Below are 25,291 nucleotides of genomic sequence, written 5' to 3' on the forward strand. Positions count from 1 at the left end.
ACACGTACCCTTGCTCGCATGTCCCCCGCAGCAGATGCGGCGACCCTCACGGCGCGCCGGTCGACCCGGTTCGTCGCCTGGGTGCGCGCCTGGCGCGCCGGCCTCGTTCCCTTCGACGAGCTGGCCGACGAGATCTCCGGCGACGAGGAGCACCTCGTCGCCGACGCCCCCGGCACCTGGACGGACGTGCCGCTGGGACAGGCGCTGCCGGCGTTCACGAAGCTGCATCCCGACGACATCCGCCTGGTGCTGCCGGTGCCCGGCGACCCGCGCGGGCTGCCCGGGCCGGGCGACCTGACCGGCGCCGCCCTGGTGGCCGGCGAGGCGGTGATGACGCCCGGGTTCGGCGTCGTTCCCGAGGTGCGCCGACACACGTCGGGCTCGGGGGTCACGTTCGAGACGGTCCTGTGGCGCTTCTTCCCCGTCACGGAATACCGGCAGGTGTTCCAGATGGGATCGGCGGAGGCAGAGGCGGAGCTGACCCAGGCCCTCACCGAGGCGACCAGCCGGCTGACCCGCCTCGACGTCGCCCAGTGGCGCCCGGAGCTGGCGGGCGCGCTGCAGGCCCTGCGCCGCCCGGAGAGCACCGCGACGCTGCCGCCGGGCTTCGACCCGCGGTCGCGCCGGCTCTTCGCCCGCGCCAGCATCCTCGACCAGGTGCTCGCGCTGGCCGAGCACAACGCGCCCGGCGGCGCCGTCAACGGCTACGAGGCGCAGCAGCGCGACGCGGCCCTGCGGCCGCTGACGACGGCCTGCCGGCAGGCGCTCGTCGCGGCGTGCAATTCTCCCTTGCATGCCTGATCGTTTCGCGCACTGCACGTTCTGCGGTGCCCGCTTCACCCCCGACCAGCCGTGGCCCCGCCGCTGCGCGGCGTGCGGTGAGACGAGCTATCAGAACCCGGCGCCGGTCGCCGTCGCGGTCCAGCCGGTGGCCGGCGGGCTGCTCGCCGTCCGGCGGGCGATTCCGCCCGCGCGGGACCGGCTCGCCCTGCCGGGCGGCTTCATCGACGTCGGCGAGACCTGGCAGCAGGCCGCGGCGCGCGAGCTGTGGGAGGAGACCGGGTTGCGGGCGGACGCCGATTCGGTACGCCTGTACGACGCGCTCAGCGCCCCCGACGGCACCCTGCTGATCTTCGGCCTCTTCCCGGCGTTGGCGGCCGCCACGGACCTGCCCGAGGCGCCACCGAACGACGAGACCCGGGAACGGCTGGTGCTGGACGGGCCGCGGCCGCTCGGTTTCGAGCTGCACACCAGGGTGGCCGACCGCTGGTTCTCCCAGGTGGCCGCCGGACTGTAGGAGCCCGGGCGGCCGCTGGCCTGGAGCCCGGGTGGCCCGCCGGGCTGTAGAGAGCGACGGCCGCGCCGGTCAGGAGTGGAAGACGGCGGCGAGGCTCTGCAGGCGGGCAGCCGTGCCGGTCAACTGGCCGACCGAGCGCTGGGTGTCCGCGGCCGCGCCGCGTACCTCGTTGGCCGCCGTGCTGACCGCCGAGATGGCCTGGCTGATCTGCGCGGTGCCGGTGCTGACGAGGCTGGCGCCCTGGACCATCGTGCCGGTCGTGGCGGTCTGCTCCTCGATCGCCGCCGAGATGGTGATCTGGTGCTCGGCGATCGAGCCGATGATCGCGGAGAAGCCGCTGACCGCCTCGACCGTCTCGCCGGTGTCGTGCTGGATGCCCTCGATGCGGCGGGCGATCTCCTCGGTGGCCTGGGCGGTCGCCTGGGCGAGCTCCTTGACCTCGCCGGCGACGATGGCGAAGCCGCGGCCCGCCTCGCCGGCCCGGGCCGCCTCGATGGTGGCGTTGAGCGCCAGCAGGTTGGTCTGCGCGGCGATCGCGTTGATCGACCGCAGCACGTCGTTGATCTCCTGGCTGGAGTCGCGCAGCCGGGACACGTTCTCGGTGGCCACGGCGACCCCGGAGACCGCCTCGTCGGTCATCCGGCTGACGTCGGAGGTGTTGGTGCTGATCTCCTCGATGGCCACCCGCATCTGCTGGGTGCCGTCGGCGATCGAGCCGACCTCGTCGCTGGTGCGCCGAGCCGAGTGCGCCACGGTCTCCAGCTCGCCCGCGGTGGATTCGGCCGCCCGGGTCATGGTGGTGCTGACCTGCTCCAGGGTGCCCGTGGAGGAGTTCAGCTCGGCGACCGCCTGCCGGATGCCGTCGACCGTATCCTGGAAGCGGTTCATCATCGCGTTGTAGGCGACGGCCATCTGGCCGAGCTCGTCCTTGCCGACGACGGGCATCCGGGGGGCGAGGTCGCCGGCGGCCGCGTCCTTGATCACGTTCGCGCAGATCTTCAGGACCCGCACCAGGCTGGACACCACCGACACCTGCAGGATCAGGACGAGCGGCACGACGACCAGCGGCACCCACAGGGCGAGGCTCGCGACCAGTTCGAGGTCCTCCCGGCTGGATGAGCCGGCAGGCAGGGTCTGCGCGACCGAACCGGCCAGCGACCGGGTGACCACCGCGAGCACCACGAACCCGCCGACGAAGCAGAGCATGGCGATCAAGGTACGGAGCTTGGGCGGCACCCGATCCAGCAGGGAGAACATGTCCGACTTATCGACGGGAGAACGCCAGAGTTGAGCCGTTTTTGTGACGCAGGCCTCAGATCGTCAGGAATTCCTCCAGGATCGTCGCCAGTCGCACGGGCGTCTCGTATATCGCGTAGTGGCCGGCCTCGGCGATGACCTCCAGCCGCGCATGCGGGTACGTGGTCATCCAGGTGGCCTCCATCGTCGCCGCGCCCAGGGCCGGATCGTGGGCGCCCACGACGGCGAGCGCCGGGACCGGGTTGCCCTTGACCCGGTCGGTGACGTCCGTACGCGCCCAGGCGCTCAGGTAGGCACCGAACGCCGCCGCGGTGGACGACTCCAGGTTCTCCCGGACCATCCGGTCGAGCCAGTGCGCCGAGAGGCGGTTCCCCGTGGTCAGGTCGATGATCGCCTTCCGGTTCGCCGGGTCGCCCGCGGCTCCGTCGAACAGCGCCCAGCCCTGCTCGTCGAAGGGCACCCCGCCGGCCGGGACCGGGCTGATGCCGACCAGGTGGGTGACCCGCTCCGGCGCGTCGGCGAGCACGTGCTGCGCGGCGCTGCCGCCCATCGAGTGACCGACCACGGCGAACCGGTCCCAGCCCAGGTCGTCGGCGGCGGCCAGGGCGTCCCGGCTGATCTCGGCAATGGTGTGCTCTCCGGCGACGTCGCGGCGGTCGCCGTATCCGCGATAGTCCGGGAATGCCCAGGTGAAGCGCGCGCGGTCGATGAGGTCCGGCAGGTATCCCCAGCCCCGGGCCGAGCCGAACCAGCCGTGCAGTGCCAGGACCCTGGCGGGTCCACTACCCACAGTCGTCACCATGACACGCATTATGACGACCTTGGAGCACGGTGGACAGTGGGCAGCTCCTCCCGCTCAGGCCGTACAGTGCGCGCCACAGCAGCGGGCCGGTGGCATGATGTGCGGGTCCTCCCGTTGCGAGCGAAGGGTGCTTGACCACGATGGCGCGCTTCGAGGCCACCACCTCCACCGCACCCGGCCGATTCGTACTGGCGCTGGCCGGGGAATGCGACCTCGAGGGCCGGGACCGGCTGAGCGAGCTGCTGCTGGGGGCGATCGACCGCGCCGACCTGGTGGTCGTCGACCTGGAGGCGGTCACGTTCGTCGACTCCAGCGGCATCCACGCCCTGGTCACCGCCCACCACGCGGCGAAGCGGGCCGGCGGGCGACTGCATGTGGTCAACGCCCGGGGACCCGTCGCGACCGTCCTGGAGATCACCGGCGTGGCGCAGTTGCTCGCCCCGCCCGAGACCGGTCCCCGGGAGGCCGACCATGGCTGATCCCGTCTTCGACCCGCCGCTCGTCGCCGACGCCGACTCGCTCGACTACCACCAACCCGCGGACCTGAGCACCGTCCGCGCCTTCGTCGCCGCCCGGGCGGCCGCGCTCGGCCTCGGCGACCGGCGGGCCGAGCTGCTCGTCCTGGCCGTCAGCGAGCTGGCGACCAACACGCTGCAGCACACCGCGGGCAGCGGCCGGGTCCGGGTGTTCGCTCGGCCGGGCGTGGTCGTCTGCGACGTCGTCGACCAGGGGCCGATGCGGGAGTGGGGACGTCGCATGCCGGCCGCCGACGCCCTGGGCGGCCGAGGGCTCGCCATCGTCGCCCACATCTGCGACGAGGTGGAGACCACCGCCGTCGAGGACGGCACCCGGGTGCGCATCCGGCTGCGGCTCTGACCGGTCAGGATCTGGCGCGTACGGCGAGCAGGCACGTGTCGTCGTCCGGGTTCGCCGCGTGCAGCAGGCCCCGCAGCCGGACCAGCGGATCCGGGCCCGGGCTCGCCGACACGGCCGACAGGTGCCGCTTGACGTCCGGCAGCACGGCGCGGGCGCCCCGGCGTTCCACCAGGCCGTCGGTGTAGAACAGGACCAGGTCGGCCTCCACGAGCGGCACCTCGGCCGCCGGGAAGCGGGCGTCGGCGTCGGCGCCGAGCAACATTCCCGGCGGCGGGGGCAGCTCCGTCGCGGTCCCCGCGCGGGCCAGCAGCGGGGGCAGGTGCCCGGCGCGGGCCCAGGACAGGCGCCTCGTCACCGGATCGTGCCGGCCCACCACGGCGGTGCCGGTGAGCCCGAGCTGCACGCACAACCGGTTCATGTGCCCGAGCAGCGTGCCGGGGTCGTAAATCCCGATCGACAGCCACGCCATCAGCGCGAACCGCAGATGCGCCATCCCGTTGGCCGCCTCCAGCCCGTGACCCGCCACGTCGCCCACCGCCAGGAGCGCGTGCCCGCCGGGCAGCGTCTGCGCGTGGTACCAGTCGCCGCCCACCCGGACCGCCTTCTCCGCGGGCAGGTAGCCGACCACCGCCTCCAGCCCGGGCAGCGCGATCGGCTCCGCCGGTACGGGCTGGATCAACTGCTGGAGCTGGGCGGCGAGGCGGTGCTCGGCCAGCGCGGTCGTCTCGCGCGTCCGCAACCGGTCGGCCAGCCGCTGGATCGCCGACCGCGACTCCTCCCGCGCGGTGACGTCCTGCACGACGGCGTAGATCTTCACCGGCACCCCGCCGGCGTCGCGGGCCGCGTCCGAGAGGATGCGCAGGTGCCGCACGGCCGTACCGATGCAGAAGCGGATGGTGACGTCGGAGGTCGCGCCGGTGTCGAGGGTCTGCCAGGCGGTCTCCGCGATCCCCCGGTCCTCCGCGAGCATCGCGGCCCCCTGCTCGGTGCAGCTCATCGGCCCGAGCTCAGGGTCCCGTCCGAAGATCCGGTACATCCCCGGGGACCAGTCGCTGCGGCCGGTGACCAGGTCGTACTCGGTCCAGCCCAGGCTGCCGAGCAGTTCGGTGCGCTCCATCCGGCGCTGGGTCTCGTCGGAGCGCTGCCACCACACCATGAGGCCGCCGAGCACCCGCTGCACGGTGACGACGAAGTGCGACTGCGCGACCACACCCGCGTGGTGATCCTCGTAGACGAAGTCCCTCAGCTCGCCGGGGACACCGTCCGCGAGCACCTGTTGATAAAGGTTCCACAGCGGACCGCCGACCATCGACGGGTACAGCTCGGCGATCCGGGCCTGCCGCCGGCTCGACCCCCGGTGGTAGAGGTCCGCCACCCGGTCGCTGGTCGCGGCGATCGTGAAGTCGACGATCTCGCCGCCGGGGCCGGTGACCGGCAGCAGCCACGTGCACCCGGCCGGAATCGCCGACAGCACCTTCTGCACGAGTGCGGCGAGGTCCTCAGCCATGCCGGCAGCCTAGCCCCGGCGGGGCGTGCGTCAGGGCAGCCGCCGCAGGACGTCGAGCACGAACCACTCGTCCTCGTGGCGGACCCGCCGCTCGAGCCCGGGGCGCTCGGCCAGGGCGGCGTGCACGTTGAAGCCGTCGTAGTTGCCGCCGTGCCGCCGGTCGCGGAAGTGGACCGCGACGATGTCCCCGTCCGGCTCCAGCCGGGCCACCAGGCCGTCGAGCAGGCGGTCCAGGTCCTCGGCGGAGAGGTAGTAGAGCAGATCGCCCACCACGATCAGGTCGAAGGTGGCGTCCGGCAGCTCGGCGGGCAGCATCGCGCGCTCCACCCGTACGTTCGCCAGATCCCGGACCGCCTCGCGGGCCTGGTCCACCGCCGCGTCGACGCAGTCGACGGCGAGGACCTCGTCGCAGCGCGGTGCCAGCAACCGGGTCAGCTCCCCGATCGAGCAGCCGGGCTCGTAGCAGCGGCGGTAGCGCTCGCGGGGCAGGCTCGCCACGGCGACCGCATACTTGCGCTGGTCGTCCCACTTCGTCGCGTTGTCCCACGGGTCGTCCTTCGCCAGATACAGCCCTAGGAAATGCTCGGCGGAGACGGTTGCCCGCGGCGCCTCGGCGTCGCCCGGTCGTCGGGTCACGGCTCAGATCTCCCCGATCAGGTCGGCGACGCTGTCCACCACGCGCGACGGCCGGTACGGATACCGCTCGCTCTCCGCCCGCGTGCTGATGCCGGTCAGCACGAGGATGGTCTCGAGCCCGGCCTCCAGGCCGCACAGCACGTCGGTGTCCATCCGGTCGCCGATCATCGCCGTGCTCTCGCTGTGCCCGCCGATGACGTTGAGCGCCGAGCGCATCATCATCGGATTGGGCTTGCCCACGAAGTACGGTTCCACCCCGGTCGCCTTGGAGATCATCGCCGCCACCGACCCGGCCGCCGGCAGCGCGCCCTCGGTGGACGGGCCGGTCGCGTCGGGATTGGTGCAGATGAAGCGGGAGCCGCCGTTGATCAGGCGGACCGCCTTGGTGATCGACTCGAAGCTGTAGGTGCGGGTCTCGCCCAGCACCACGTAGTCCGGCGAGAACTCGGTCAGGACGTAGCCCGCCGCGTGCATCGCGGTGGTCAGCCCGGCCTCGCCGATCACGTACGCCGTGCCGCCCGGGCGCTGGTCGGCGAGGAACTGCGCGGTCGCCAGCGCCGCCGTCCAGATCGACTGCTCGGGCACGTCGAAGCCCATCCGGGCGAGCCGGGCCTGCAGGTCGCGCGGTGTGTAGATCGAGTTGTTGGTGAGGATGAGGAACGGCTTGCCCGACGTCTTCATCCGGTTGACGAACTCGGGCGCGCCGGGCACCGGCTGGCCCTCGTGGACGAGCACGCCGTCCATGTCGGTGAGCCAGCTCTCGATGGCTTTGCGCTCGGTCATGGAGTTCCTCGTCTCTGCGGTGCCGGGCAGCAGGCGGCCGGGCACTCGTCCCAGACGGGGAGCGTACCCAGCCGCTGGGGCGCGACGCCGGCGGTCCGCTCCCGCACCAGCTCGGTGACCATGGCGACGAACCGGGGGTCGGTGCCGGGGGTGGCCGCGCGGGCGTAGCCCAGGCCGAGCCGGGCCGCGGTGTCCCGGGCCTCGTTGTCGAGGTCCCAGATCACCTCGAGATGGTCGGAGACGAAGCCGACCGGGCTCACCACGACGTCGGTGACACCCTTGCCGGCGAGCACCCCGAGATGGTCGTTGACGTCCGGCTCCAGCCAGGGCACCTGCGGCGGGCCGGAACGGCTCTGCCACACCAGGTCCCAGGGCAGCTCCGGCGCGGCCGCGGCGTGCACCAGCGCGGCGGTCTCCTGCAGTTGCGCCTCGTACCGGCCGCCGTCCGGCCCGGCGGTCGCGGCCATCGACACCGGGATGGAATGCGCGGTGAAGACCAGCCGGGTGGTGGCGCGGCGGCCGGGGTCCAGGGTGGCGAGAGCGGCGCGGACGGCGTCGGCGTGCGGCCGTACGAAACCGGGGTGATCGTGGAACTGCCGCAGCTTGGTGATCGCCGGCGCGCCGGGGCCCACCTTCTCCCGTGCCTGGGCGATGTCCTCCCAGTACTGCCGGCAGGAGGAATACCCGCCGTACGCGCTGGTGGCGAAGCCGAGGGCCGAGGTGATGCCGTCGTCGCGCATCTGCGCCACGGTGTCGGCGAGCATCGGCTGCCAGTTGCGGTTGCCCCAGTACGTCGGCAGGCCGATCCCGTTCGCGGCGAAGTCGACCCGCACGGCGGCGAGCAGGTCCCGGCACTGCTGGTTGATCGGCGAAACGCCGCCGAAGTGGTAGTAGTGCTCGGCCACCTCGGCGAGCCGCTCCTCGGGAATGCCCCGCCCCCGCGTCACATTCCGCAGGAACGGCATCACCTCATCGGGATGCTCAGGCCCCCCGAACGACAGCAGCACAAACGCGTCATACACCACCGGACGAAACCTACACGCCCGTCATCTGCCCTTCCCCACCACCGCGACCAAAGTCGCACTGCGCCCGCCGATGAGGAGGGCGCAGTGCCCGCCGGAGCGAAGCGGAGGCCAAATACTCAAGCACCCAAGGCGTGGTAGCCGCCGTCGACGTGGATGATTTCGCCCGTGGTCGCGGGGAACCAGTCGGAGAGCAGGGCGCAGACCGCGCGGGCGGTGGGCTCCTGGTCGGTCAGGTCCCAACCCAGCGGCGCCCGGTCGGCCCACGCCTCCTCGAACTGCTCGAAGCCCGGGATGGACTTGGCCGCCATCGTCCGCAGCGGCCCGGCCGACACCAGGTTGCTGCGTACGCCCTGCTTGCCGAGGTGCAGGGCGAGGTAGCGGGACGCCGACTCGAGCCCGGCCTTGGCGACGCCCATCCAGTCGTACACCGGCCAGGCCTTGGTCGCGTCGAACGTCAGCCCGACGACGCTGCCGCCCTCTCCCATCAGCGGCAGGCAGGCCGTGGCCAGCGACTTGTACGAGTACGTCGACACCTGCAGCGCCGTCGCCACGTCCTCCCAGGGCGCGTCCAGGAATCCGCCGCCGAGGCAGCTCTGCGGCGCGAACCCGATCGAGTGCACCACGCCGTCCAGGCCGTCGACGTGCTCGCGCACCTTGCCGGCCAGCCCGGCGAGCTGCTCCGGGTTCGTCACGTCCAGCTCGATCACCGGCGCGGGCTCGGGCAGCCGCCTGGCGATCCGCTCGACCAGCGACAGCCGGCCGTACCCGGTCAGCACGACGGTGGCGCCGTTCTCCTGGGCGAGCTTCGCCACCGCGAACGCGATCGACGCGTCGGTGATGATGCCGGTGATGAGCAGCCGCTTACCGGCCAGCAGTCCAGACACGCTCTCTCCTGAAGTCGAGGGTCAGTGACCCATGCCGAGGCCGCCGTCGACCGGCACGACCGCACCCGAGATGTACGCCGCCCCGTCGCCGGCGAGGAACGTCACCGCCTGCGCCACCTCGTCGGGAGCCGCGAGCCGGCCGGCCGGGATGGCCTTGAGGATCTCCTCCCGGCGGGCCTCGGTCAGCACGTCGGTCATCTCGGTGTCGATGAAGCCCGGCGCGACGACGTTCGCCGTGATGTTACGGCCGCCGAGCTCCCGGGTGATCGAGCGGGCCATGCCCACCAGGCCGGCCTTGCTCGCCGCGTAGTTCACCTGGCCCGGTCCGCCGTAGAGGCCGACGACGGAGGAGATGAAGATGATCCGGCCCCACTTGGCGCGCAGCATCTTGGTGCTGGCCCGCTTGGCGCAGCGGAACGCGCCCGTCAGGTTGGTGTCCAGGACCCGGGTGAACTGCTCCTCGGACATGCGCATGATCAGCGTGTCGTCGGTGATGCCGGCGTTGGCGACGAGCACCTCGACCGGGCCCAGCTCCTTCTCGACCGTGGTGAAGGCCGCGTCGACGGCGGCACCGTCGGTGATGTCGCACTGGACGCCGAACAGTCCCTCGGGGGCGCCGCTGCCCCGGTGCGTGACGGCCACCCGGTCGCCCTGCTTCGCGAACGCGCGGGCGATCGCCAGGCCGATTCCGCGGTTACCTCCGGTCACCAACACGGTGCGGGCCACGCGCTGCTCCTCTCCTCGCCTTGTGCAAGATACGAACCGCTCGAAGACTAGGCGTTACCTACGGGTAGGCGGAACCGGGCACACGTGGTGGATGACACCGACGGGGTGTCGGTTCGTCCGGTTGCCGGCAAGCGGTACGCTCGTCGACGGTTCAGACGCCCGCACGACCGACGGAGGTGATCGCTGTGCGAGATAGCGATCCTCCCAGTCGTGGCCGGGCCGCTCGTCACCGCCGTTCCCGCTGACGAGAACCCACCCCGCTCCCCTGCCCAGCGCGGCTTCGTGCATTCCGTACGAAGCCCGGTGCTGTCGTGCCGCGCCGCGACGGAGCAGGGTGCCGGCCGCGACTTCTCCCGTGCGCACCTCTCCCTTCCGCTTCTCGCCGGAAAGTCTTGCCATGCGCCGTTTCGTCGCCCCGCTCAGCTTCACGATCGCCGCCGCCTGGATCGTGGTGGTGTTCGTCCTGGTCCACCACGCACCCTGAGATCCACCCGGTTCACACTTCGGACACCAGCCGTCTACCTTCGCGGGCCCACCACCAGCGACGGGAGACGGCTCTCCGTCGTACGACCGCAATGAGATGTTCACACAAGCAACACTCTGCTCGACACTGACTCGCATCTATACCTCAGATGGTGCCGGCCACGGCACCGCTGAGACTCTGATGGGAGCCGGCCATGAGCCGAGGCAAGACGCTGTTCGCCGCGATCCTGACAGCCGCAGTGGCCACCGTCGGCATCGCCGCCGCGCCGGCATCCGCCACGCCACCCGGCATCCCGAGCAAGGCCACCGCCCAGTCCCAGTTGCACGCGCTGACGGTCGCCGCGCAGGGCTCGATGAGCGGCTACTCGCGCGACCTGTTCCCGCACTGGGGCACCGTCAGCGGCAGTTGCAACACCCGCGAGACCGTCCTCCAGCGCGACGGCAGCTCGGTGACCACCGATGCGGCCTGCGCCGCCACCTCCGGCCGCTGGTACTCCCCGTACGACGGCGCGACCTGGACCGCCGCCTCCGACGTCGACATCGACCACGTGATCCCGCTGGCCGAGGCCTGGCGCTCGGGCGCCAGTTCCTGGACGACGAGCAAGCGGAAGAGCTTCGCCAACGACCTGACCCGGCCCCAGCTCATCGCCGTCACCGACAACGTCAACCAGGCCAAGGGCGACCAGGACCCGTCCACCTGGCTTCCGCCGGTCAGCGGCTACCGCTGCACGTACGCCAAGATGTGGATCGCCGTGAAGTCGCACTGGGACCTCACCCTGCAGTCGTCCGAGAGGACCGCACTGCAGAACACCCTGAACACCTGCACCGCCTAGGGCCGCGAGGTACCGTCGTCCGCGTCAGCGGACGACGGTCACCGGGCAGTTCGCGTACGCGGCGACGTGCTGACTGACCGAGCCGAGCACCAGGCCCGCGAAGCCGCCGTGACCGCGCTTGCCGACCACCAGCAGGTCGGCACCCTCCGACTCCTCGATCAGGACCTTGGCCGCCCTGCCCTGTTTGACCTGCGGCTTGACGAGTACCGGCGGCCGCTCGCCGAGCTCCTCCTTGATGACCTGGACCAGGTCCTCGGCCGTACGCTGGCTCGGGTCGGGCACGTAGTGCTCCGACACACTGACGCTGCCCGCCGGCGGCAGCAGGGTGTGCTCCCACACGTTGAGGACCACCAGATCGGCACCGTGCTCCGCAGCCTCGGCGGCGGCCCAGCTCAGCGCCTTGCGGCTGCCGGGTGATCCGTCGACGCCGACCACGATGGTCTTCCACTCGCCCACGGTCGTCTCCTCTCCAGTGTCGACCGCCCTCATGGTGGGCGCGTTCCCGCCGGGCCGCCATCCGAGCGGACGCATCCTCCACGATGTGCGGTGACGGCCGCGCGGCCATCGACATCTGTTGCGGCCCCCACACGCCGGGCTTAGCGTCGAGGCGCAGGTGACTTGGATCACATAGTCCGGAGGGGTCGCCATGACCGCCACGACGACGGAGTCCGTCTCGACCGGTGCCGGCCAGGCCGAACGCAGGCCACTGATGACGGGCACCGCCCTGCTGATGATGAACCTCGGCTTCTTCGGGGTCCAGTTCAGCTTCGGCCTCACCCAGTCGGCGGTGAACCCCCTCTTCCTGCTGATCGGGGCGGACCCCGACCAGTTACCCATCCTCAACCTCGCGGGGCCGGTCACCGGCCTGATCATCCAGCCGCTGATCGGCGCGATCAGCGACCGGACATGGCATCCCCGCTGGGGCAGGCGCCGCCCGTTCATCACCGCCGGCGCGATCCTCTGCGCGATCATCCTGTTCGCGTTCCCCTTCGTCGGCGTCCTCTGGATCGCCGTGCTCTGCTTCTGGCTGCTCGACGCCGGGAACAACACCTCGATGGAGCCGTACCGGGCGTTCATCTCGGACCGGTTGCCCAAGTCCCAGTTGGCGCGCGGGTTCCTGACCCAGAGCATGTTCACCGGTGCCGGGGCGGTGCTCGCGAACCTCTCGCTGTTCCTGTTGCAGAAGGTGACGGCACTGGAGAAGACCGCCGGCAACGGCGTGCCCTACTGGATGTACGTCTGCTTCATGATCGGCACGGTGTGCATCCTGCTCACGGTGCTGACCGCGATGGCGCGTACCAAGGAACTGACCCCTTCGGACGAGGAGATCGCGGAGATCCGCTCGGCGCCCAAGGGCGTGCACCACGCGGTCGTCGAGATCAAGGACGCCGTCAAGGCGATGCCGATCGCCATGCACAAGATCGGCGTGGTCTTCCTCTTCCAGTGGTACGCCATGTTCATCTACTGGCAGTTCCTGGCGGTCAGTCTCGGTGAGACGGTGTTCGGCGCCACGCCCGAACAGGGCGGCCCGGCCTGGGACGACGCGATCGCCTGGAGCGGCCTGGAGAACGCCGCCTACAACTTCGTCACCATGATCTCCGCGCTGTTCCTGGTCGGCTTCGCGCAGCGGCTCGGCGCCAAGCGGGTGCACGCGATCGCCCTCGGCCTGGCCGCGGTGGCGCTGATCTGGCTGGCCCGCATCGACAACCAGTACGTCGCCCTGGCGCCGATGATCGGCCTCGGCATCTTCTGGGCCAGTGCGGTCGGCGTACCGTACCTGATGGTCGCCAGCATGGTGCCGGCCAAGCGCACCGGCGTCTACATGGGCATCCTGAACATGATGATCGTCGTACCGATGCTGATCGAGACGGTCACGTTCGGCTGGATCTACACCCACCTGCTCGACAGCAGGGGCAGCAACGCGATGACCCTGGCCGGCGTGCTGATGGCCATCGGCGCCGTGGCGATGCTGTGGGTCAACCCGCCCGACGAGGCGGACGAGTCCCCGATCGTCCCGCTCGGCAGCAAGCGCAGCATCACCGTGTACGACCGGGTCGTGGTCGGTTCGGACGGCACCCCCACCAGCCTGTACGCCGTGGACCGCGCCGCGGAGGTGGCGCAGGCCGCCCAGGCGAAACTGGTCGTCGTCACGGCATACCGCGAGGACGACGCCGCCTCCGCCGCCGCACCCGGAGAAGGGGCGCGCCGCGACATCTACGGCGTCGACGCCGCACGCGAGGCCCTGGACAAGTCGGTCACCGGCCTCACCCGGGAGCGGGCGCGCTTCATCGAACAGCGGCTCGTCGCCGGGGATCCGGCCCAGGCACTGCTCGACACGGTCGGCGCCAACCCGGCGAACCTCATCGTCGTCGGCAACCGCGGGCTGGGCGCGAGCCGGGGCCAGCTCCTCGGATCGGTGCCCGGGGGCGTCGTGAAGAACGCGGTCTGCGACGTCCTCGTGGTGCAGACTTCGGCGCTGGACGAGGATCGCATGTTCGCGGCGCCGGGCGCCGACGCCGCGCACGCCGAGCGCGATGCGGACCGGACCGCCGCCGGCTCGATGACCGACGACGGCCCGGACGCCCGGCCCCCCGGCTAGACGACGAAGCGCTCCACGATGCGCTTGAGGTCCACCGACATCGCGGCGAGCTGACCGGCGGCCCGGTCGGCCTCGCCGACGCCGACGGTGGTGAGCTGCACGGAGTGGGCGACGTCGGTGATGGTCGAGGCGACCTGCCCGCCCGCGGTCGCCGCCTCGGCGACGTTGCGGCTCATCTCGGCGGTGGTCACGCTCTGCTCCTCCACCGCCGAGGCGATGGTGGTCTGGAAGTCGCTGATCCGCGCGATGATCTCGCTGATCTCCTCGATCGCGGTGACCGCGCCGGTGGTGTCGGCCTGGATCGCCGCGACGCGCTGACTGATGTCCTCGGTCGCCTTGGCCGTCTCCTGCGCGAGGTCCTTGACCTCCGAGGCCACCACCGCGAAGCCCTTGCCCGCCTCGCCGGCCCGGGCCGCCTCGATGGTCGCGTTCAACGCCAGCAGGTTGGTCTGCTCCGCGATCGCGGTGATGACCTTGACGACATTGCCGATCTCCATCGACGACTCGCCGAGCTTGGCCATCACGCCGCTGGTGGCCGCCGTGACGTCCACCGCACGGGAGGCGACCCCGGCGGCCTGGGTGGCGCTCTCGCCGATCTCGCGGATCGAGGCGCCCATCTCCTCGGCGCCGGCGGCCACGGTCTGGATGTTCGTCGACATGAGCGCCGCGGACTCCGCCACGGAACCGGCCTGCCGGGCACCCGCCTCCGCACCGGCCGCGCTGTCGCGGCTGGTGCGGGCCAGCGAGTCCGCCGCCGTGCCCAGCTCGCCCGAGTGGCGGGCCAGGTCGCCGACCGCCTCGCGCAGCGTCGTCGTGGCCCGGCGCAGGTTGCCGGCCATCTGCCCCAGCTCGTCACGCTGGTCGACCTGGGCGTCGCGGGTCAGGTCGCCGGCTGCCATGGCGTCCAGCACGCCGGACACCCGGCGCAGCGGGCCCAGGATCATCCGGGACACGGCGAGCGCCAGCGCGATCGCGAGCGCCACGGCGACCACCAGTGAGACGAGCACGACCGTGCGGGTGGTGGTCACGGTGGAGTCGAACTCATGCCCGGCCACCACCGCGTCGCTGGCCCGGTCGATCTCCTCACCCATCGCCGTCTCGTAGGCCTTGCGCAGGTCCCGGTTGGGGCCCATCGCGGCGGCCACCGCCGCCTTCGGGTCGGTCTCGTACGTCTTGAACTCCGCCTCCACCGCGGCGAACCAGGCGTCGGTCTTGCTCTTGAGCTGATCGACGGTGGCCTGCTCGGCCGGGCCGCCCAGCGATCGCGCGGCGGCCAGGCCCTCGTCGACGGTCTTCTTGCGGCCCAGCGCCTCGTCGCGGAACTTGGTGTCCCCACCGATGAAATAGCCGCGCTCGTCGTTGGCCGCGGCCTTCGCCGCGAGGGCGGCCTCGTTGAGATGGCTGACGTACGGCACGGCCCGCTGTAGTTCCTGCGCCCGAGTGCTCTGCAGGTCCGCGATGCCGACCAGGCTCAGTATCCCGGTGATCACCGTGCCGGCGACCGCGACACCGGCCACTGCCAGGATCTTCGCCGATACACGGCGGTCCCGTACCCAACTTCCAGCGCGCACCGCTGCCCCGCTTTCGTCTCTGGCCGGACCGATCACCCGGCAAGGTCTGCATCGGCGGCCGGGAGCGAAAAAATACGTAGTTCACCGAATGTTAAGCCGGCAAGCGCATATCCGGAGCAATCCGCGCAAACACCATGACTCTCAGTCCACCAACGGTCAGGCCAATCTGACAGATGCATTCGAATCGTCTGAGGGAAAGAGCGGCACATGCGCCGGCGCCTGAGGAATTTGTCTGTCGATTCTCGGCTGGGCATGGCGTTCCTGGGCCGTCTGTCTGCTGATGACCGGCGTCGCCGGGGCCGGATTGTGGGGCGCCCGACGACAATCGTCGTTGCAGGCCGACATGGTGCGCCTCAACGCGCTCGTCAAGCAGGTCACCGAGCTCCGGTTCCTGGACAACGACATCAACGGCTGGCAGGGGTACGTCTGGGGCGAGGTCGTTCAGTGGGGCGTCGAGTACCTGGACGGGAACAACCCCGACACGAGCCGATACGGCCTGCTCGCCAGCAAGGCGCAGGTACTGGAGCTGCTCGACTCGCTTCCCGAGGCCCAGCTCACCGAGGCCAGCGACCGGCTGGCCGCCGACGCCACCGACGCCGCCGGCCAGGCGGCCACCGCCTCGACCGCGGCCGACGAGGTCTCCGGCAGCGGGCAGGCGGTCGCCGCCAGCGCCGAGGAGATGGACGCGGCCATCGCCGAGATCGCCCGCAGCGCCGGCGTCGCCGCCGACGCGGCGGCCCAGGCGGTCGACATCGTCGCCGTCACCGACAGCACCATGCGCCGCCTCGGCGAGTCCTCCGCACGCATCGGCGCCGTGGTGGGGCTGATCACCAGCATCGCCGATGCAGATCAACCTGCTCGCCCTCAACGCCACCATCGAGTCCGCCCGGGCCGGCGAGGCCGGCAAGGGCTTCGCGGTCGTCGCCGGCGAGGTCAAGGAGCTGGCGCAGGAGACCGCCCGCGCCACCGCCGACATCGTCGCCCAGGTCAACGCCATCCAGACGGACACCGGCGCCGCGGTGGAGGGCATCGAACGGATCGGCGCCGTGGTCGGCGAGATCAACAGCCAGCAGGTGACGATCGCGGCCGCCGTCGAGGAGCAGAGCGTCACCAGCGCCGAGGTGAGCCGGGGCATCACCGGGGCGGCCCGGGGCAGCACCGAGATCGCCTCCGCCGCCGCCGCCGACGACGTGGCCGACGTCACCGGGCGTACCCGCAGCGAGGTCGAAGAGGCCCGGCACGCTGCCGACGAGCTGGCACGGATGTCTACCGGCCTGCACCAACTTGTCAGCCACCTCCGGTACTGAGGCGTGATCTCGGCGGATCCCTCAAGTGCCACTCTCCGACGCCGATGTCGGGGCGTGCGGCATAGCAGGCTCTGGTGGCTGTGGCTGACGGTGGGAACGCTCGCCACCGGCAGCTACTACCTGCTGCCGGAAGGCGGCATGGGCCGCAACATCGTCTACAACGTGATCGGCCTGGCCTCCGCGCTCGGCATCGTGCTGGCCATCCGGCTGCACCGGCCGCCGCACCCGGCGATGTGGTACTGGTTCGCCGCCGCCGAGGCCGTCTGGGTCGTCGGCGACATCGTCTACGAGTACTACCAGTACACCGAGGTCGAGGCGCCGTACCCCTCGGCCGCCGACGCGTTCTATCTCAGCGCGTACCCGATGATCTTGTTCGCGTTGCACCGGATGTCCCGCGACAACGGCAGGCGGGACCTCGCCGGCCTGGTCGACGCCACCATCCTCGCGACCGGCCTGGGACTGGTGTTCTGGGTCGCGATGATGGAGCCCGTCGCCTCCGACTCCACCGCGCCGATGCTGGAACGCCTCGTCAGCGTCGCCTACCCGGCCGTCGACGTGCTGCTGCTGGCCCTGCTCGCGCGGCTCGCCTTCGGCATGGCGGCCTGGACACCCACCATGCGACTGCTGGCCGTCGGCGTGGTGCTGCTGCTCATCGCCGACACCGGCTACTCGCTGCTCGACCTGTACACCGACTCCGACGGCACCCTCCTGGACGCGGCGTTCATGCTCTCGTACGTGACGTGGGGCGCCGCCGCCCTGCATCCGTCGATGTTCCCCCGCGTCGCCGTCGCCCAAGTCGAGTCGCGGATGACCGCGGGACGCATCCTGCTACTGGCCACGAGCTCGCTGCTCGGACCCGCGCTGCTGCTCGTGCCCCGCATCGGCGGCAACGTCAACGACCGCACCGCCATCGGTATCGGCGCGATCGTGCTGTTCCTCCTGGTGCTGCTGCGCATGTCCGGCTTCGTCGGCCAGGTGCAGCGCCAGGCCCGGCAGCTCACCGACATGGCCATGCGCGACGACCTGACCGGCCTGGCCAACCGGCGCCGCTTCGAACGCGACCTCGGCAAGGCGCTGCACAGAGGCGGCCGGCCCGTGGTGGCACTGCTCGGCCTGACCGGCTTCAAATCCGTCAACGACCAGCTCGGCCACGCCGTCGGCGACCAACTTCTCGTCGCCGTCGGCCGGCGCCTGTCCACCGGCATGGACGACCGTGCCCAGGTGGCCCGCATGGGCGGCGACGAGTTCGCCATCCTGATCGACGATGCGACCCCCGACTCGGCCGCCGCCGTGGTCGACGCCATCACCGCGGCCCTGCACGACGCCTTCCGCGTCGGCGGCCACGAACTACTGGTCAACGGAAGCGTCGGCATGGCCGACGCCACCGGCGCCACCGACGCCATGGAACTGGTCCGCCGCGCCGACATCGCCATGTACGCCGCCAAGACCAGCGGCGAAACCTGCCGCTGGTACGCCACGGAGCTGGACCAGCAGGCGGGCGAGGAGGCCCGGCTGGGCGCGGAGCTGCGCACGGCCCTGGACTCCGGGCAGTTCCGGCTCGTCTACCAGCCCATCGTCGAACTGCCGCACGGCCGCATCAAGGCCGTGGAGACCCTGGTCCGCTGGGATCATCCCGAACGCGGGTTCATCAGCCCGGTCGACTTCATTCCGGTCGCGGAACGCAACGGCCTCATCATGGAACTGGGCGCCTGGATCCTCCGCGAGGCCTGCCACCAGGCCTCCCGCTGGTACGCCGAGCTGGGCGACGTCGCACCGGAACACATCAGCGTCAACGCCTCCGCCCGCCAGCTCGCCCACCGCGGCTTCGCCGCCCTGGTGGCGTCGGCGCTGGAGGACAGCGGTCTGAGCGCCACGAGGCTGACCATCGAGGTCACCGAGACCGCGGTGTTCGAGGGTGGGCCGGCCGTCGACACCCTGCACCGGCTGCACGACCTCGGCGTCCGCATCGCGCTCGACGACTTCGGCACCGGGCATTCGTCGCTGGGGCTGCTCCAGACCGTGCCGGTCGACGTGCTGAAGGTCGACAAGAGCTTCGTCGACACCATCACCATGGCGGGTCGGCACGCGGTCATCGCCACGGCCCTGATCCAGGTCGCCGACGGTCTGGGGTTGACGGCCGTGGCCGAGGGGGTGGAGACCGCGGAGCAGGCGGCGGAGCTCGAACGCCTCGGGTACCGGCTGGCACAGGGCTACTACTTCGGCATACCCGAGGCTCAGCCGGACTTCCGCCGCAATCGGGAGAGCGCGGTGGATCCCGCCGCGATTTGACGCCGACCCGTCGGCGGTGGCCGGCCGGCTTTCCGCCGCGGCCGGCCGGCTTTCTGTCGTGGTCGGCCGGCTTTCTGTCGTGGTCGGCCGGCTTCTGTCGTGGTCGGCCGGCTTTCTGTCGTGGTCGGCGCGTCGCCTCCGGGGCCGCCTCGGCCTTACGAAAGTAAGGGGTCCACCCTGACCAACGCCGGATGGCGGGTCCGTGAAGGCGCCCTACGGTCGACGTACATGCGCGGACACCGCTCACGGCATGCAGAGAGCGTAGGTATGACGACGACATCGAATCATGTGGCCGCATGCGTCGGGTTGACGGCGCTGACGGTGGTCGGCACGGCGCCGTCCCCGGCGTTCGCCTTCGCCGAGGTCCGAACCGTCACGATCACGAATGTGCCCGACATCTTCGGGGAGTGGTACCTCGCCGTCGTGAAGTTCGCCGCCGGCACGCCGAGGCCGATCCAGACCTTTATGGAGCACTTCACCGAGCTGGCCATCGTTTTGCTCGCCGGGCTGCTCGCGCTCGTGTGGTGGCATGCCCGCCGCAAGGCGGACCGCACCATGGCACTCACGCTCCTCGGCGGCGTCGGCGTGGTGGTCTCGTACGCGCTCAGCGAATGGGCCAAGACCTACCTCGAGGCGGAACGCCCCTGCCGCACCTTCGCCGACGTCGTGATCATCGCCAATGAGTGCCCGCCGACCGGTGACTGGTCGTTCCCGAGTAACCACTCCACGATCGCCGGAGCCTTGGCCGCCGCGATCCTGCTCGCATCCTGGCGCGTCGGCTTGCCGGCCGTGCCGATCGGCGCAGCGGCCGCGTTCTCCCGCGTGTTCGTGGGAGTGCACTACCCGCACGATGTCGCGGCCGGCTTCCTCTTGGGCGCCTTTACCGTCCTGGTCCTGACACCGTCCCTTGTCCGCCCGTCAACCGCCCTCGTCGGCAGGATGCGCGGGAGGCCGCTTGTGGGCAGACTCCTGACCGCCGGCACACCGCACGACACCACGATGTCCCCCGCCGAACGGCGCTGATCTCCGGCACACCGCACGACACAGCCGTGACCACGGGCTGTTACCGGCCGAGATCTTCACATCTCCGGGTCGGCAAGCCCCGCCTGATACGCGAGCAGCGCCGCCTGCACCCGGTTGCGCACCCCGAGCCGGCTCAGGATCGTGCTGACGTGGGTCTTCACGGTTCCCTCGACGAGCTGCAAGCGAGCGGCGATTTCCGCATTGGACAGACCATGTCCGACCAGGCGCAGCACCTCGCGCTCACGGTGGGTGAGCCCGGAGAGCTGGGTGCGCGCCGCCGCTCCCCGGGTCAGGTGCCCGCTGGTGGACCCGCCGTTGAAGTGGGTGATGACGCGCCGGGCAACCTTGGGCGAAAGGTAGGCGCCACCGTCCGCCACCGCCTGCACGCCGGCGATCAGCTCCCGCGGATCGCCCGTCTTCAGCACGAATCCGGCGGCACCCTCGGCAAGCGCACGAGCAATGTACTCGTCCTCGGAGAACGTCGTCAGCATCATGACGGCGGTCCCCGGGACCAGCCGGCGGATCTCCGCGGCCGCTTGCAAGCCGTCGAGCCGAGGCATCCGGATGTCGAGCAAGGCAACGTCGGGACGGTGCAGCCGCGCCCGCTCGACGGCATCGTGTCCGTCTGAGGCCTCGGCGACGACCTCGATGGACGGTTCGCTGGCCAGGATGGCCCGCACCCCGGCCCGGATCATCGCCTCATCGTCGGCCAGCAACACCCGGATCACATTCACACCTTCCTCGTATCGTCGCCACACCGGGACACGTTCCGCTGAGCCGCCGCGTGTCCCGCGCGGAGCACGGCAGATACACCGGTTGCGCCGGCACGCCACCGCCGCGCCCCCGCACGCCACCGCCGCGCCCCCGCACGCCACCGCCGCGCCCCCGCACGCCACCGCCGCGCCCCCGCACGCCACCGCCGCGCCCCCGCACGCCACCGCCGCGCCCCCGCACGCCACCGCCGCGCCCCCGCACGCCACCGCCGCGCCCCCGCACGCCACCGCCGCGCCCCCGCACGCCACCGCCGCGACCCGGCAGCAGCGCCCTCACCCGCCCGGCGGCGGCAGCACGTCCTTGGTGACAAGCCGGCCGTCGCGGAAGCACAGCCGGTAGACGTCGAAGGGAGCCGGCACGAAACCCGCGGCGGACCGGTAGTACTCACAGGTGGCGCCGGGCAGCGGGAACGGGCCGGCAGTATCGCGCCGTTCCGGCACCTGCCGGCCCGGGAGCCGGTCGGCGACCTCATCGCGGCCGGCGCCAAGCTGCAGGGCGCGGAAGTCGGCCGGGGCAAGGCGCGAGGTCAGGCTGTCGTGCGCGTACACCAGCATCAAGGTGCCGACGAGGACCGCGACCAGCACCGACGGGACACTGAGGGCAAGCACGAGCCCGCGTCGCGCATTGCGGTCGGCGTCACGAAATCCGGCCGCGTACGCAGGAGCCACAGCTAGCGGCTCCGACCCAGCCGACACCTGAGCCCGCCCCGGACGCTGGCTTGCCGACTTTCGTCCGCCGGCCGACACCCGCCCGCCCCCACGCACGCGAGCCGCCCCTGACCCGTCAGCCGACACCCCGCCTTCGCCCCCACGCACGCGAGCCGCCCCCCACCCGCCAGCCGACACCTCACGCCTGCCCGGACCTATGCGTGCCGGTTCCGGCTCGCCAGCCGATACGAGATCCGGATCTGGATTCGCGGGGATTCGCGCTTCGACCTCGAAGCCGCCGTCGCAAGGCTCGGCGCGTAGCACCCCACGGGCGAGGCTGACCCGCTCTCGTAGCCCCGCAAGGCCGCGCCCGCCGGTCATGGGTGACACGGTGGCGCGGTGCGGGGACGCCTTGTTCCGCACGGACACCACAATTTCGTCTTCCACCCGGCCGAGGCTCACGCTCACCGAACCGCCCGGGGCATGCTTGGTCGCATTGGTGAGCGACTCCTGCACCACGCGGTAAGCAGCGCGGTATTGCATCGGTGCCACGTCGTCGTATTCGCCACCGACGTGCAGAGTCACCGGGACGCCAGACTTCGCGGCACGGACAACAAGTTCCTCGATCTGCTCGTCGACCGGGTACAGAGGCACCTCGTCGGCCTCATCACGCAACAACCCGACGATCTCGCCGAGCCGTTCCGAGGCGGTCGCCACCCCGGCCCGAAGCTCGGAGGCCGCTGCGCGATGCCGCGCCTCGAGCCCCTCGGCAAGTTCGAGCGCGCCCGCGCGGAGGGCGACCAGGCTCAGCTCGTGCCCGAGAGAGTCGTGCATGTCCCGGGCGATGCGCGCCCGCTCCTGCAGGCGCGCCTGCTCTGCCACGATGCGCTGCTCACGCTCGAGCTGGGCGGCCCGTTCCCAGCCGGAGATCACCAGCTCGGCCCGCAACCGGCGCGACGACCCGATCAGCAGCGGGAACAGGCCGAGAACGATTGCGCCGCCGAGCCACACCAGCATCGTGTAGAGATCCGAGCCCTGCAGTGACTGCACGATACTGCCGATGGCTGCCACTGCGGCGAACCCGCCGAGCGACCCGGCAGTCACCGGACGGCGCCGCCCGGCGTGGTAGCCCATGAACAACACAGCGACGAACAAGCGCCAGTCCAGCACGCTGACGGTCAGGACGGCCAGCACCGCGGCGAGCGGACGGAAACGGCTCAACCACAACCCGGCGGTGATCGCGACCACGCTCGGCGCCAGGCTCCACCACGGACGGCCGTCGCCCGTTGAGCTCACGGCGAGGGACAGGCACATCACCGCCCAAAGCAGCGACACCCGCAGGACCGCCCCCGTGCCCGCCGTCGCGATCCGGTCCCGGAGGTTCGTCAGATTCACCACCAGAGGTACCGTACCGACCGGGCGCTGCACCAGTTGGTGGTCCGCGTCCGCCTCTCCGATGCCCACACCCGATTGCATGCTGAGATCGCGCGGCTCGGCCGACAGGAGATGAAGGCCGCCGTATGCCTTGCCACGGACCACCCCTAGCTCCCGAGATACTTGAGCACGGCCAGGACCCGGCGGTGGTCCGTGTCGGTCGGTGGCAGGTCGAGCTTGACGAAGATGTGGCTCACGTACTTCTCCACCGCGCTGTGGCTGACCTTCAACGCCTCGGTGATGCCGCCGTTGGAGCGGCCCTCTGCCATCAACCTGAGCACATCTTGCTCGCGCGGTGTCAGACGCCGCATCGGGTCGTCGTGCCGCACGAGTAGTTGGGAGATGACTTCGGGGTCCAACGCCGTGCCGCCCGCAGCCACACGGCGCAGCGCGTCCAGGAAATCCGACACGTGCGCGACCCGGTCCTTCAGCAGATAACCCATGCCGCTGGTGTCGACCGAGAGCAGGTCGGTGGCGTACCGCTCCTCCACGTACTGCGAGAGCACACACACCGCGATCTCCGGATGCTGCCGCCGGATGACAAGGGCGGCGCGAATCCCCTCGTCGGTATAGGTCGGTGGCATCCGCACGTCGATCACCACGACATCGGGCCGGTACGCATCGACGGCGCCCAGCAACTGGTCGGCGTCGGGCACCGCGGCGACGACCTCGAAGCCACCATCGGTGAGCAACTTCGTAAGACCCGCTCGCAGGAGAACGGAGTCCTCGGCTAGCACTACTCGCATGGGATAGACACGGTAACGGTCGTGGGACCTCCCGGGGGACTCACCACTGTCAGACTTCCATCGACGGCCGCCGCCCGCTGTGCCAGCCCTCGCAGCCCGGTGCCGGCGCCGCCGCCCGAGCCGAAGCCGGAATTCAAGCCGTGACCGGAGCCGGAGGGCCAACCCGAGCCCAAGCCGGCGCCCATGTCCAAGCCCAGATCAGTGCCGGTGCCGGTGCCGGTGCCGGTGCCCAAGTCCGTGCCGGTACCGGTGCCCGTGCCCACGCCGCTACTCAGGCCCACGCCGTTGCCCACGCCCACGCCGTTGCCCACGCCCACGCCGTTGCCCACGCCCACGCCGTTGCCCAAACCCAAGTCCGTTCCCGTGCCTATGCCCGAGCGCGAGCCCGTGCCCGTGCCCGTGCGCAGGCCCATGCCCGAGCGCAAGCCTGTGCCCGAGCCCCTGCCTGAGCCCGAGCCCGAGCCCGAGGCGGAGACGGAGGCGGAGGCTGGGCCGGTGCCGTCCACCGATGCGCCGCCGTGCCCGTCGTCGGTCACCGTGATGATCAATCGGTCACCGAGGCGTTCCGCCACGACCTCGGCCCTGCTCGCGTTCGCGTGCTTGACGACGTTGGTCAGCGCTTCGGATACGGCGAAGTAGGCGATCGCTTCGATGCTCGGCGAGCAGCGCTGTGCGACATCGACGCGAAGCTTCACCGGCAGGGGTGCCCGGGCGACGATGCCGGACAGCGCCGCATCGAGTCCCCGGTCGTTGAGCACCGCCGGGTGCAGGCCGCGGACGAAGTCACGCAGCTCGGCCAGCGCGGTCACGGCCTCTTCGTGGGCAGCGGCAACGACCTCCTGCACGTCCGGTGACCGGTCGGACAGTGTCGCGCGGGCCATGCCCAGATTCATCGCGAGCGAGACGAGGCGCTGCTGCACACCGTCGTGCAGGTCGCGCTCGATGCGGCGCCGTTCGGCGTCGGCGGCGTCCACGAGATCTGCCCTGCTGCGTGCCAGCGACTCGACCCGCTCGGCGAGCTTTTCGGCACGGCCAGGACCAAGCAGGCGTCGGGCCGCGGCCGTGTCGGCCACGGCGACGCCGCGCGCGACCCACGGCGCTGCGAACAGCAGCACCGCGGCGCCGCCGAACCACACCACGGAGCTCCGCAGAGACAGATTGTCGCCGGACAGGATCGCGAGCACGGGCGCAAACCAACAGAACAGAACAACCACCCCGCCGAGGCCGCCCAGCAGCGGGGCGAGCAGATGGTAGGCGAGCTGCCGCCACACGGAGGCGGCGGTCCACGGCCGGAGAATGCGGTGCCAACCCGTGCCCGGGTCGGGCATCGGCGCGGCGATGTCGAGACCGAGCACGGCCCGGAACCGCTCCCGTTGCATCGCGCTGAGGAACCGCACACAGCCGAGGAGTGCCAGCGGGCTGGTGAGGGTGACGGCTACGTACAGAACGGGTAGCAGCCAGTGACCGGTCGGCCCGACGACAAGGCTGGCGAGGGACGCCCACCACACCACACCCAGAAGCCAGATAGTGGCGCCCGTCACGGCGCTGAAGAGCATCCCGGTCACCACATGGAAGGTCGCGCGCCAGGCTTCCGGCGAAGCCAGCGAGCGCAGCAGCATCACGGGCCTGGAGGGCCTCGGGTGCGTCGCGACTTCGTTCGAGCTGCGGGTCATGCGTTCACGGTAGGGATGCCGGCGCCAGTCGGCCATCGGGCGTACCCCACGTCTCAGGGTAGGGAAAACCCCAAGGCGATGGGGCTGCCAACCCCAGTTACAGCGCCCTCGTGCACTGG

The 25,291-nt window shown here is 71.1% G+C and carries 25 protein-coding genes and 1 pseudogene; 11 read left to right on the top strand and 15 right to left on the bottom strand.

From position 1 onward, the window contains the following. Positions 1-18 precede the first annotated feature (18 nt). Positions 19-801 carry a hypothetical protein gene (locus EDD30_RS08725; RefSeq protein ID WP_071806037.1) on the top strand — a complete coding sequence of 261 codons (783 nt, stop codon included), beginning with the start codon at positions 19-21 and terminating at the stop codon, positions 799-801. Then, positions 794-1,297, top strand: coding sequence for an NUDIX domain-containing protein (locus tag EDD30_RS08730; protein WP_071806038.1), 504 nt, complete (start codon positions 794-796; stop codon positions 1,295-1,297). The genes EDD30_RS08725 and EDD30_RS08730 overlap by 8 nt, the downstream gene beginning before the upstream one ends. A 69-nt stretch (positions 1,298-1,366) precedes the next feature. Here the strand turns inward: EDD30_RS08730 and EDD30_RS08735 are convergent, their stop codons facing one another. Together EDD30_RS08735 and EDD30_RS08740 are read right to left on the bottom strand one after the other, a co-directional pair. Beyond that, positions 1,367-2,554 (bottom strand): methyl-accepting chemotaxis protein, encoded by a 1,188-nt coding sequence (locus EDD30_RS08735; protein ID WP_071806039.1) that lies wholly within the window; start codon positions 2,552-2,554, stop codon positions 1,367-1,369. A 55-nt stretch (positions 2,555-2,609) separates the two neighbouring features. After that, positions 2,610-3,356 (bottom strand): alpha/beta fold hydrolase, encoded by a 747-nt coding sequence (locus EDD30_RS08740; protein WP_211277815.1) that lies wholly within the window; start codon positions 3,354-3,356, stop codon positions 2,610-2,612. Positions 3,357-3,496: 140 nt separating this feature from the next. On the opposite strand from EDD30_RS08740, the gene EDD30_RS08745 reads away from it, so the two are divergent. Both EDD30_RS08745 and EDD30_RS08750 read left to right on the top strand, forming a co-directional pair. Further along, on the top strand, positions 3,497-3,835 hold the full coding sequence (locus tag EDD30_RS08745) for an STAS domain-containing protein (protein WP_071806052.1): 339 nt from the start codon (positions 3,497-3,499) through the stop codon (positions 3,833-3,835). Beyond that, positions 3,828-4,232, top strand: coding sequence for an ATP-binding protein (locus tag EDD30_RS08750; protein ID WP_071806041.1), 405 nt, complete (start codon positions 3,828-3,830; stop codon positions 4,230-4,232). The genes EDD30_RS08745 and EDD30_RS08750 overlap by 8 nt, the downstream gene beginning before the upstream one ends. Before the next feature lie 4 nt (positions 4,233-4,236). Here EDD30_RS08750 and EDD30_RS08755 read toward each other — a convergent pair whose 3' ends face one another. The 6 genes from EDD30_RS08755 to fabG all read right to left on the bottom strand — a co-directional run bounded on the left by EDD30_RS08755 (position 4,237) and on the right by fabG (position 9,793). Further along, positions 4,237-5,739, bottom strand: coding sequence for a PP2C family protein-serine/threonine phosphatase (locus EDD30_RS08755; RefSeq protein WP_071806042.1), 1,503 nt, complete (start codon positions 5,737-5,739; stop codon positions 4,237-4,239). 30 nt (positions 5,740-5,769) lie between these two features. Then, the gene (locus tag EDD30_RS08760; RefSeq protein WP_071806043.1) at positions 5,770-6,375 is read right to left on the bottom strand and encodes a class I SAM-dependent methyltransferase; all 606 of its coding nucleotides are present in this window, start codon (positions 6,373-6,375) and stop codon (positions 5,770-5,772) included. A 3-nt stretch (positions 6,376-6,378) separates the two neighbouring features. Beyond that, a complete protein-coding gene (locus tag EDD30_RS08765; protein WP_071806044.1) occupies positions 6,379-7,158 on the bottom strand; it encodes an HAD-IIA family hydrolase in 780 nt (259 codons plus the stop codon). After that, positions 7,155-8,183, bottom strand: coding sequence for a ferrochelatase (locus EDD30_RS08770; RefSeq protein WP_071806045.1), 1,029 nt, complete (start codon positions 8,181-8,183; stop codon positions 7,155-7,157). Before EDD30_RS08770 ends, EDD30_RS08765 begins: the two co-directional genes overlap by 4 nt. 116 nt (positions 8,184-8,299) lie before the next feature. After that, entirely contained in the window at positions 8,300-9,067 is a 768-nt protein-coding gene (gene fabI / locus EDD30_RS08775) for an enoyl-ACP reductase FabI (RefSeq protein WP_071806046.1), read from the bottom strand. A gap of 21 nt (positions 9,068-9,088) precedes the next feature. After that, entirely contained in the window at positions 9,089-9,793 is a 705-nt protein-coding gene (gene fabG / locus EDD30_RS08780; protein WP_071806047.1) for a beta-ketoacyl-ACP reductase, read from the bottom strand. A 355-nt stretch (positions 9,794-10,148) separates the two neighbouring features. Here fabG and EDD30_RS41420 point away from each other — a divergent pair, with 355 nt between their 5' ends. Continuing rightward, the gene (locus EDD30_RS41420; protein WP_280526137.1) at positions 10,149-10,277 is read left to right on the top strand and encodes a hypothetical protein; all 129 of its coding nucleotides are present in this window, start codon (positions 10,149-10,151) and stop codon (positions 10,275-10,277) included. A 193-nt stretch (positions 10,278-10,470) separates the two neighbouring features. Next, positions 10,471-11,109 (top strand): HNH endonuclease family protein, encoded by a 639-nt coding sequence (locus EDD30_RS08785; protein ID WP_071806048.1) that lies wholly within the window; start codon positions 10,471-10,473, stop codon positions 11,107-11,109. Between the two features lie 24 nt (positions 11,110-11,133). Here the strand turns inward: EDD30_RS08785 and EDD30_RS08790 are convergent, their stop codons facing one another. Further along, the gene (locus EDD30_RS08790; RefSeq protein WP_244945170.1) at positions 11,134-11,565 is read right to left on the bottom strand and encodes a universal stress protein; all 432 of its coding nucleotides are present in this window, start codon (positions 11,563-11,565) and stop codon (positions 11,134-11,136) included. Positions 11,566-11,755: 190 nt separating this feature from the next. Between EDD30_RS08790 and EDD30_RS38920 the strand changes: the two genes are divergently transcribed. After that, on the top strand, positions 11,756-13,708 hold the full coding sequence (locus tag EDD30_RS38920) for an MFS transporter (protein WP_071806050.1): 1,953 nt from the start codon (positions 11,756-11,758) through the stop codon (positions 13,706-13,708). Here EDD30_RS38920 and EDD30_RS08800 read toward each other — a convergent pair. Beyond that, on the bottom strand, positions 13,705-15,225 hold the full coding sequence (locus EDD30_RS08800; protein WP_084556456.1) for a methyl-accepting chemotaxis protein: 1,521 nt from the start codon (positions 15,223-15,225) through the stop codon (positions 13,705-13,707). The genes EDD30_RS38920 and EDD30_RS08800 overlap by 4 nt on opposite strands. Positions 15,226-15,720: 495 nt before the next feature. Then, positions 15,721-16,116: a hypothetical protein gene (locus tag EDD30_RS40470; RefSeq protein ID WP_123678186.1), complete on the bottom strand. Its 396-nt coding sequence runs from the start codon at positions 16,114-16,116 to the stop codon at positions 15,721-15,723. Between EDD30_RS40470 and EDD30_RS40475 the strand changes: the two are divergent. The 3 genes and pseudogenes from EDD30_RS40475 to EDD30_RS08820 all read left to right on the top strand — a co-directional run. Further along, positions 16,106-16,586: pseudogene (locus EDD30_RS40475) on the top strand (methyl-accepting chemotaxis protein); the annotation flags it as partial. The gene EDD30_RS40470 and the pseudogene EDD30_RS40475 overlap by 11 nt on opposite strands. A gap of 54 nt (positions 16,587-16,640) precedes the next feature. Further along, positions 16,641-18,875 (top strand): putative bifunctional diguanylate cyclase/phosphodiesterase, encoded by a 2,235-nt coding sequence (locus EDD30_RS08815; protein ID WP_071809759.1) that lies wholly within the window; start codon positions 16,641-16,643, stop codon positions 18,873-18,875. A gap of 387 nt (positions 18,876-19,262) precedes the next feature. Then, positions 19,263-19,898 carry a phosphatase PAP2 family protein gene (locus tag EDD30_RS08820; protein ID WP_244945171.1) on the top strand — a complete coding sequence of 212 codons (636 nt, stop codon included), beginning with the start codon at positions 19,263-19,265 and terminating at the stop codon, positions 19,896-19,898. A gap of 56 nt (positions 19,899-19,954) precedes the next feature. Here EDD30_RS08820 and EDD30_RS08825 read toward each other — a convergent pair whose 3' ends face one another. Beyond that, positions 19,955-20,626 carry a response regulator transcription factor gene (locus tag EDD30_RS08825; RefSeq protein WP_071809760.1) on the bottom strand — a complete coding sequence of 224 codons (672 nt, stop codon included), beginning with the start codon at positions 20,624-20,626 and terminating at the stop codon, positions 19,955-19,957. A gap of 88 nt (positions 20,627-20,714) precedes the next feature. Between EDD30_RS08825 and EDD30_RS08830 the strand changes: the two genes are divergently transcribed. Further along, on the top strand, positions 20,715-21,011 hold the full coding sequence (locus tag EDD30_RS08830) for a hypothetical protein (RefSeq protein ID WP_170208264.1): 297 nt from the start codon (positions 20,715-20,717) through the stop codon (positions 21,009-21,011). On the opposite strand, the gene EDD30_RS08835 is transcribed toward EDD30_RS08830, so the two are convergent. The 3 genes from EDD30_RS08835 to EDD30_RS08850 are packed head-to-tail and all read right to left on the bottom strand — an operon-like array spanning position 20,945 to position 25,172. Beyond that, positions 20,945-22,858 carry a sensor histidine kinase gene (locus EDD30_RS08835; protein WP_071809510.1) on the bottom strand — a complete coding sequence of 638 codons (1,914 nt, stop codon included), beginning with the start codon at positions 22,856-22,858 and terminating at the stop codon, positions 20,945-20,947. The two genes, EDD30_RS08830 and EDD30_RS08835, sit on opposite strands and share 67 nt — an antisense overlap. Positions 22,859-22,860: 2 nt before the next feature. Continuing rightward, positions 22,861-23,499 carry a response regulator gene (locus EDD30_RS08840; protein ID WP_071809509.1) on the bottom strand — a complete coding sequence of 213 codons (639 nt, stop codon included), beginning with the start codon at positions 23,497-23,499 and terminating at the stop codon, positions 22,861-22,863. Beyond that, the gene (locus tag EDD30_RS08850; protein WP_244945172.1) at positions 23,490-25,172 is read right to left on the bottom strand and encodes a sensor histidine kinase; all 1,683 of its coding nucleotides are present in this window, start codon (positions 25,170-25,172) and stop codon (positions 23,490-23,492) included. The genes EDD30_RS08840 and EDD30_RS08850 overlap by 10 nt, the downstream gene beginning before the upstream one ends. Positions 25,173-25,291: the final 119 nt, after the last annotated feature.

The sequence above is a fragment of the Couchioplanes caeruleus genome (assembly GCF_003751945.1).
Lineage (GTDB): Bacteria > Actinomycetota > Actinomycetes > Mycobacteriales > Micromonosporaceae > Actinoplanes > Actinoplanes caeruleus.

Excerpts from the sequence above, each read along its gene's own strand:
- EDD30_RS08725 (WP_071806037.1), top strand. The coding sequence starts at position 19 with ATGTCCCCCGCAGCAGATGCGGCGACCCTCACGGCGCGCCGGTCGACC.
- EDD30_RS08730 (WP_071806038.1), top strand. The coding sequence starts at position 794 with ATGCCTGATCGTTTCGCGCACTGCACGTTCTGCGGTGCCCGCTTCACC.
- EDD30_RS08735 (WP_071806039.1), bottom strand. The coding sequence starts at position 2,554 with ATGTTCTCCCTGCTGGATCGGGTGCCGCCCAAGCTCCGTACCTTGATC.
- EDD30_RS08740 (WP_211277815.1), bottom strand. The coding sequence starts at position 3,356 with ATGGTGACGACTGTGGGTAGTGGACCCGCCAGGGTCCTGGCACTGCAC.
- EDD30_RS08745 (WP_071806052.1), top strand. The coding sequence starts at position 3,497 with ATGGCGCGCTTCGAGGCCACCACCTCCACCGCACCCGGCCGATTCGTA.
- EDD30_RS08750 (WP_071806041.1), top strand. The coding sequence starts at position 3,828 with ATGGCTGATCCCGTCTTCGACCCGCCGCTCGTCGCCGACGCCGACTCG.
- EDD30_RS08755 (WP_071806042.1), bottom strand. The coding sequence starts at position 5,739 with ATGGCTGAGGACCTCGCCGCACTCGTGCAGAAGGTGCTGTCGGCGATT.
- EDD30_RS08765 (WP_071806044.1), bottom strand. The coding sequence starts at position 7,158 with ATGACCGAGCGCAAAGCCATCGAGAGCTGGCTCACCGACATGGACGGC.
- EDD30_RS08785 (WP_071806048.1), top strand. The coding sequence starts at position 10,471 with ATGAGCCGAGGCAAGACGCTGTTCGCCGCGATCCTGACAGCCGCAGTG.
- EDD30_RS38920 (WP_071806050.1), top strand. The coding sequence starts at position 11,756 with ATGACCGCCACGACGACGGAGTCCGTCTCGACCGGTGCCGGCCAGGCC.
- EDD30_RS40470 (WP_123678186.1), bottom strand. The coding sequence starts at position 16,116 with ATGCTGGTGATCAGCCCCACCACGGCGCCGATGCGTGCGGAGGACTCG.
- EDD30_RS08840 (WP_071809509.1), bottom strand. The coding sequence starts at position 23,499 with ATGCGAGTAGTGCTAGCCGAGGACTCCGTTCTCCTGCGAGCGGGTCTT.
- EDD30_RS08850 (WP_244945172.1), bottom strand. The coding sequence starts at position 25,172 with ATGACCCGCAGCTCGAACGAAGTCGCGACGCACCCGAGGCCCTCCAGG.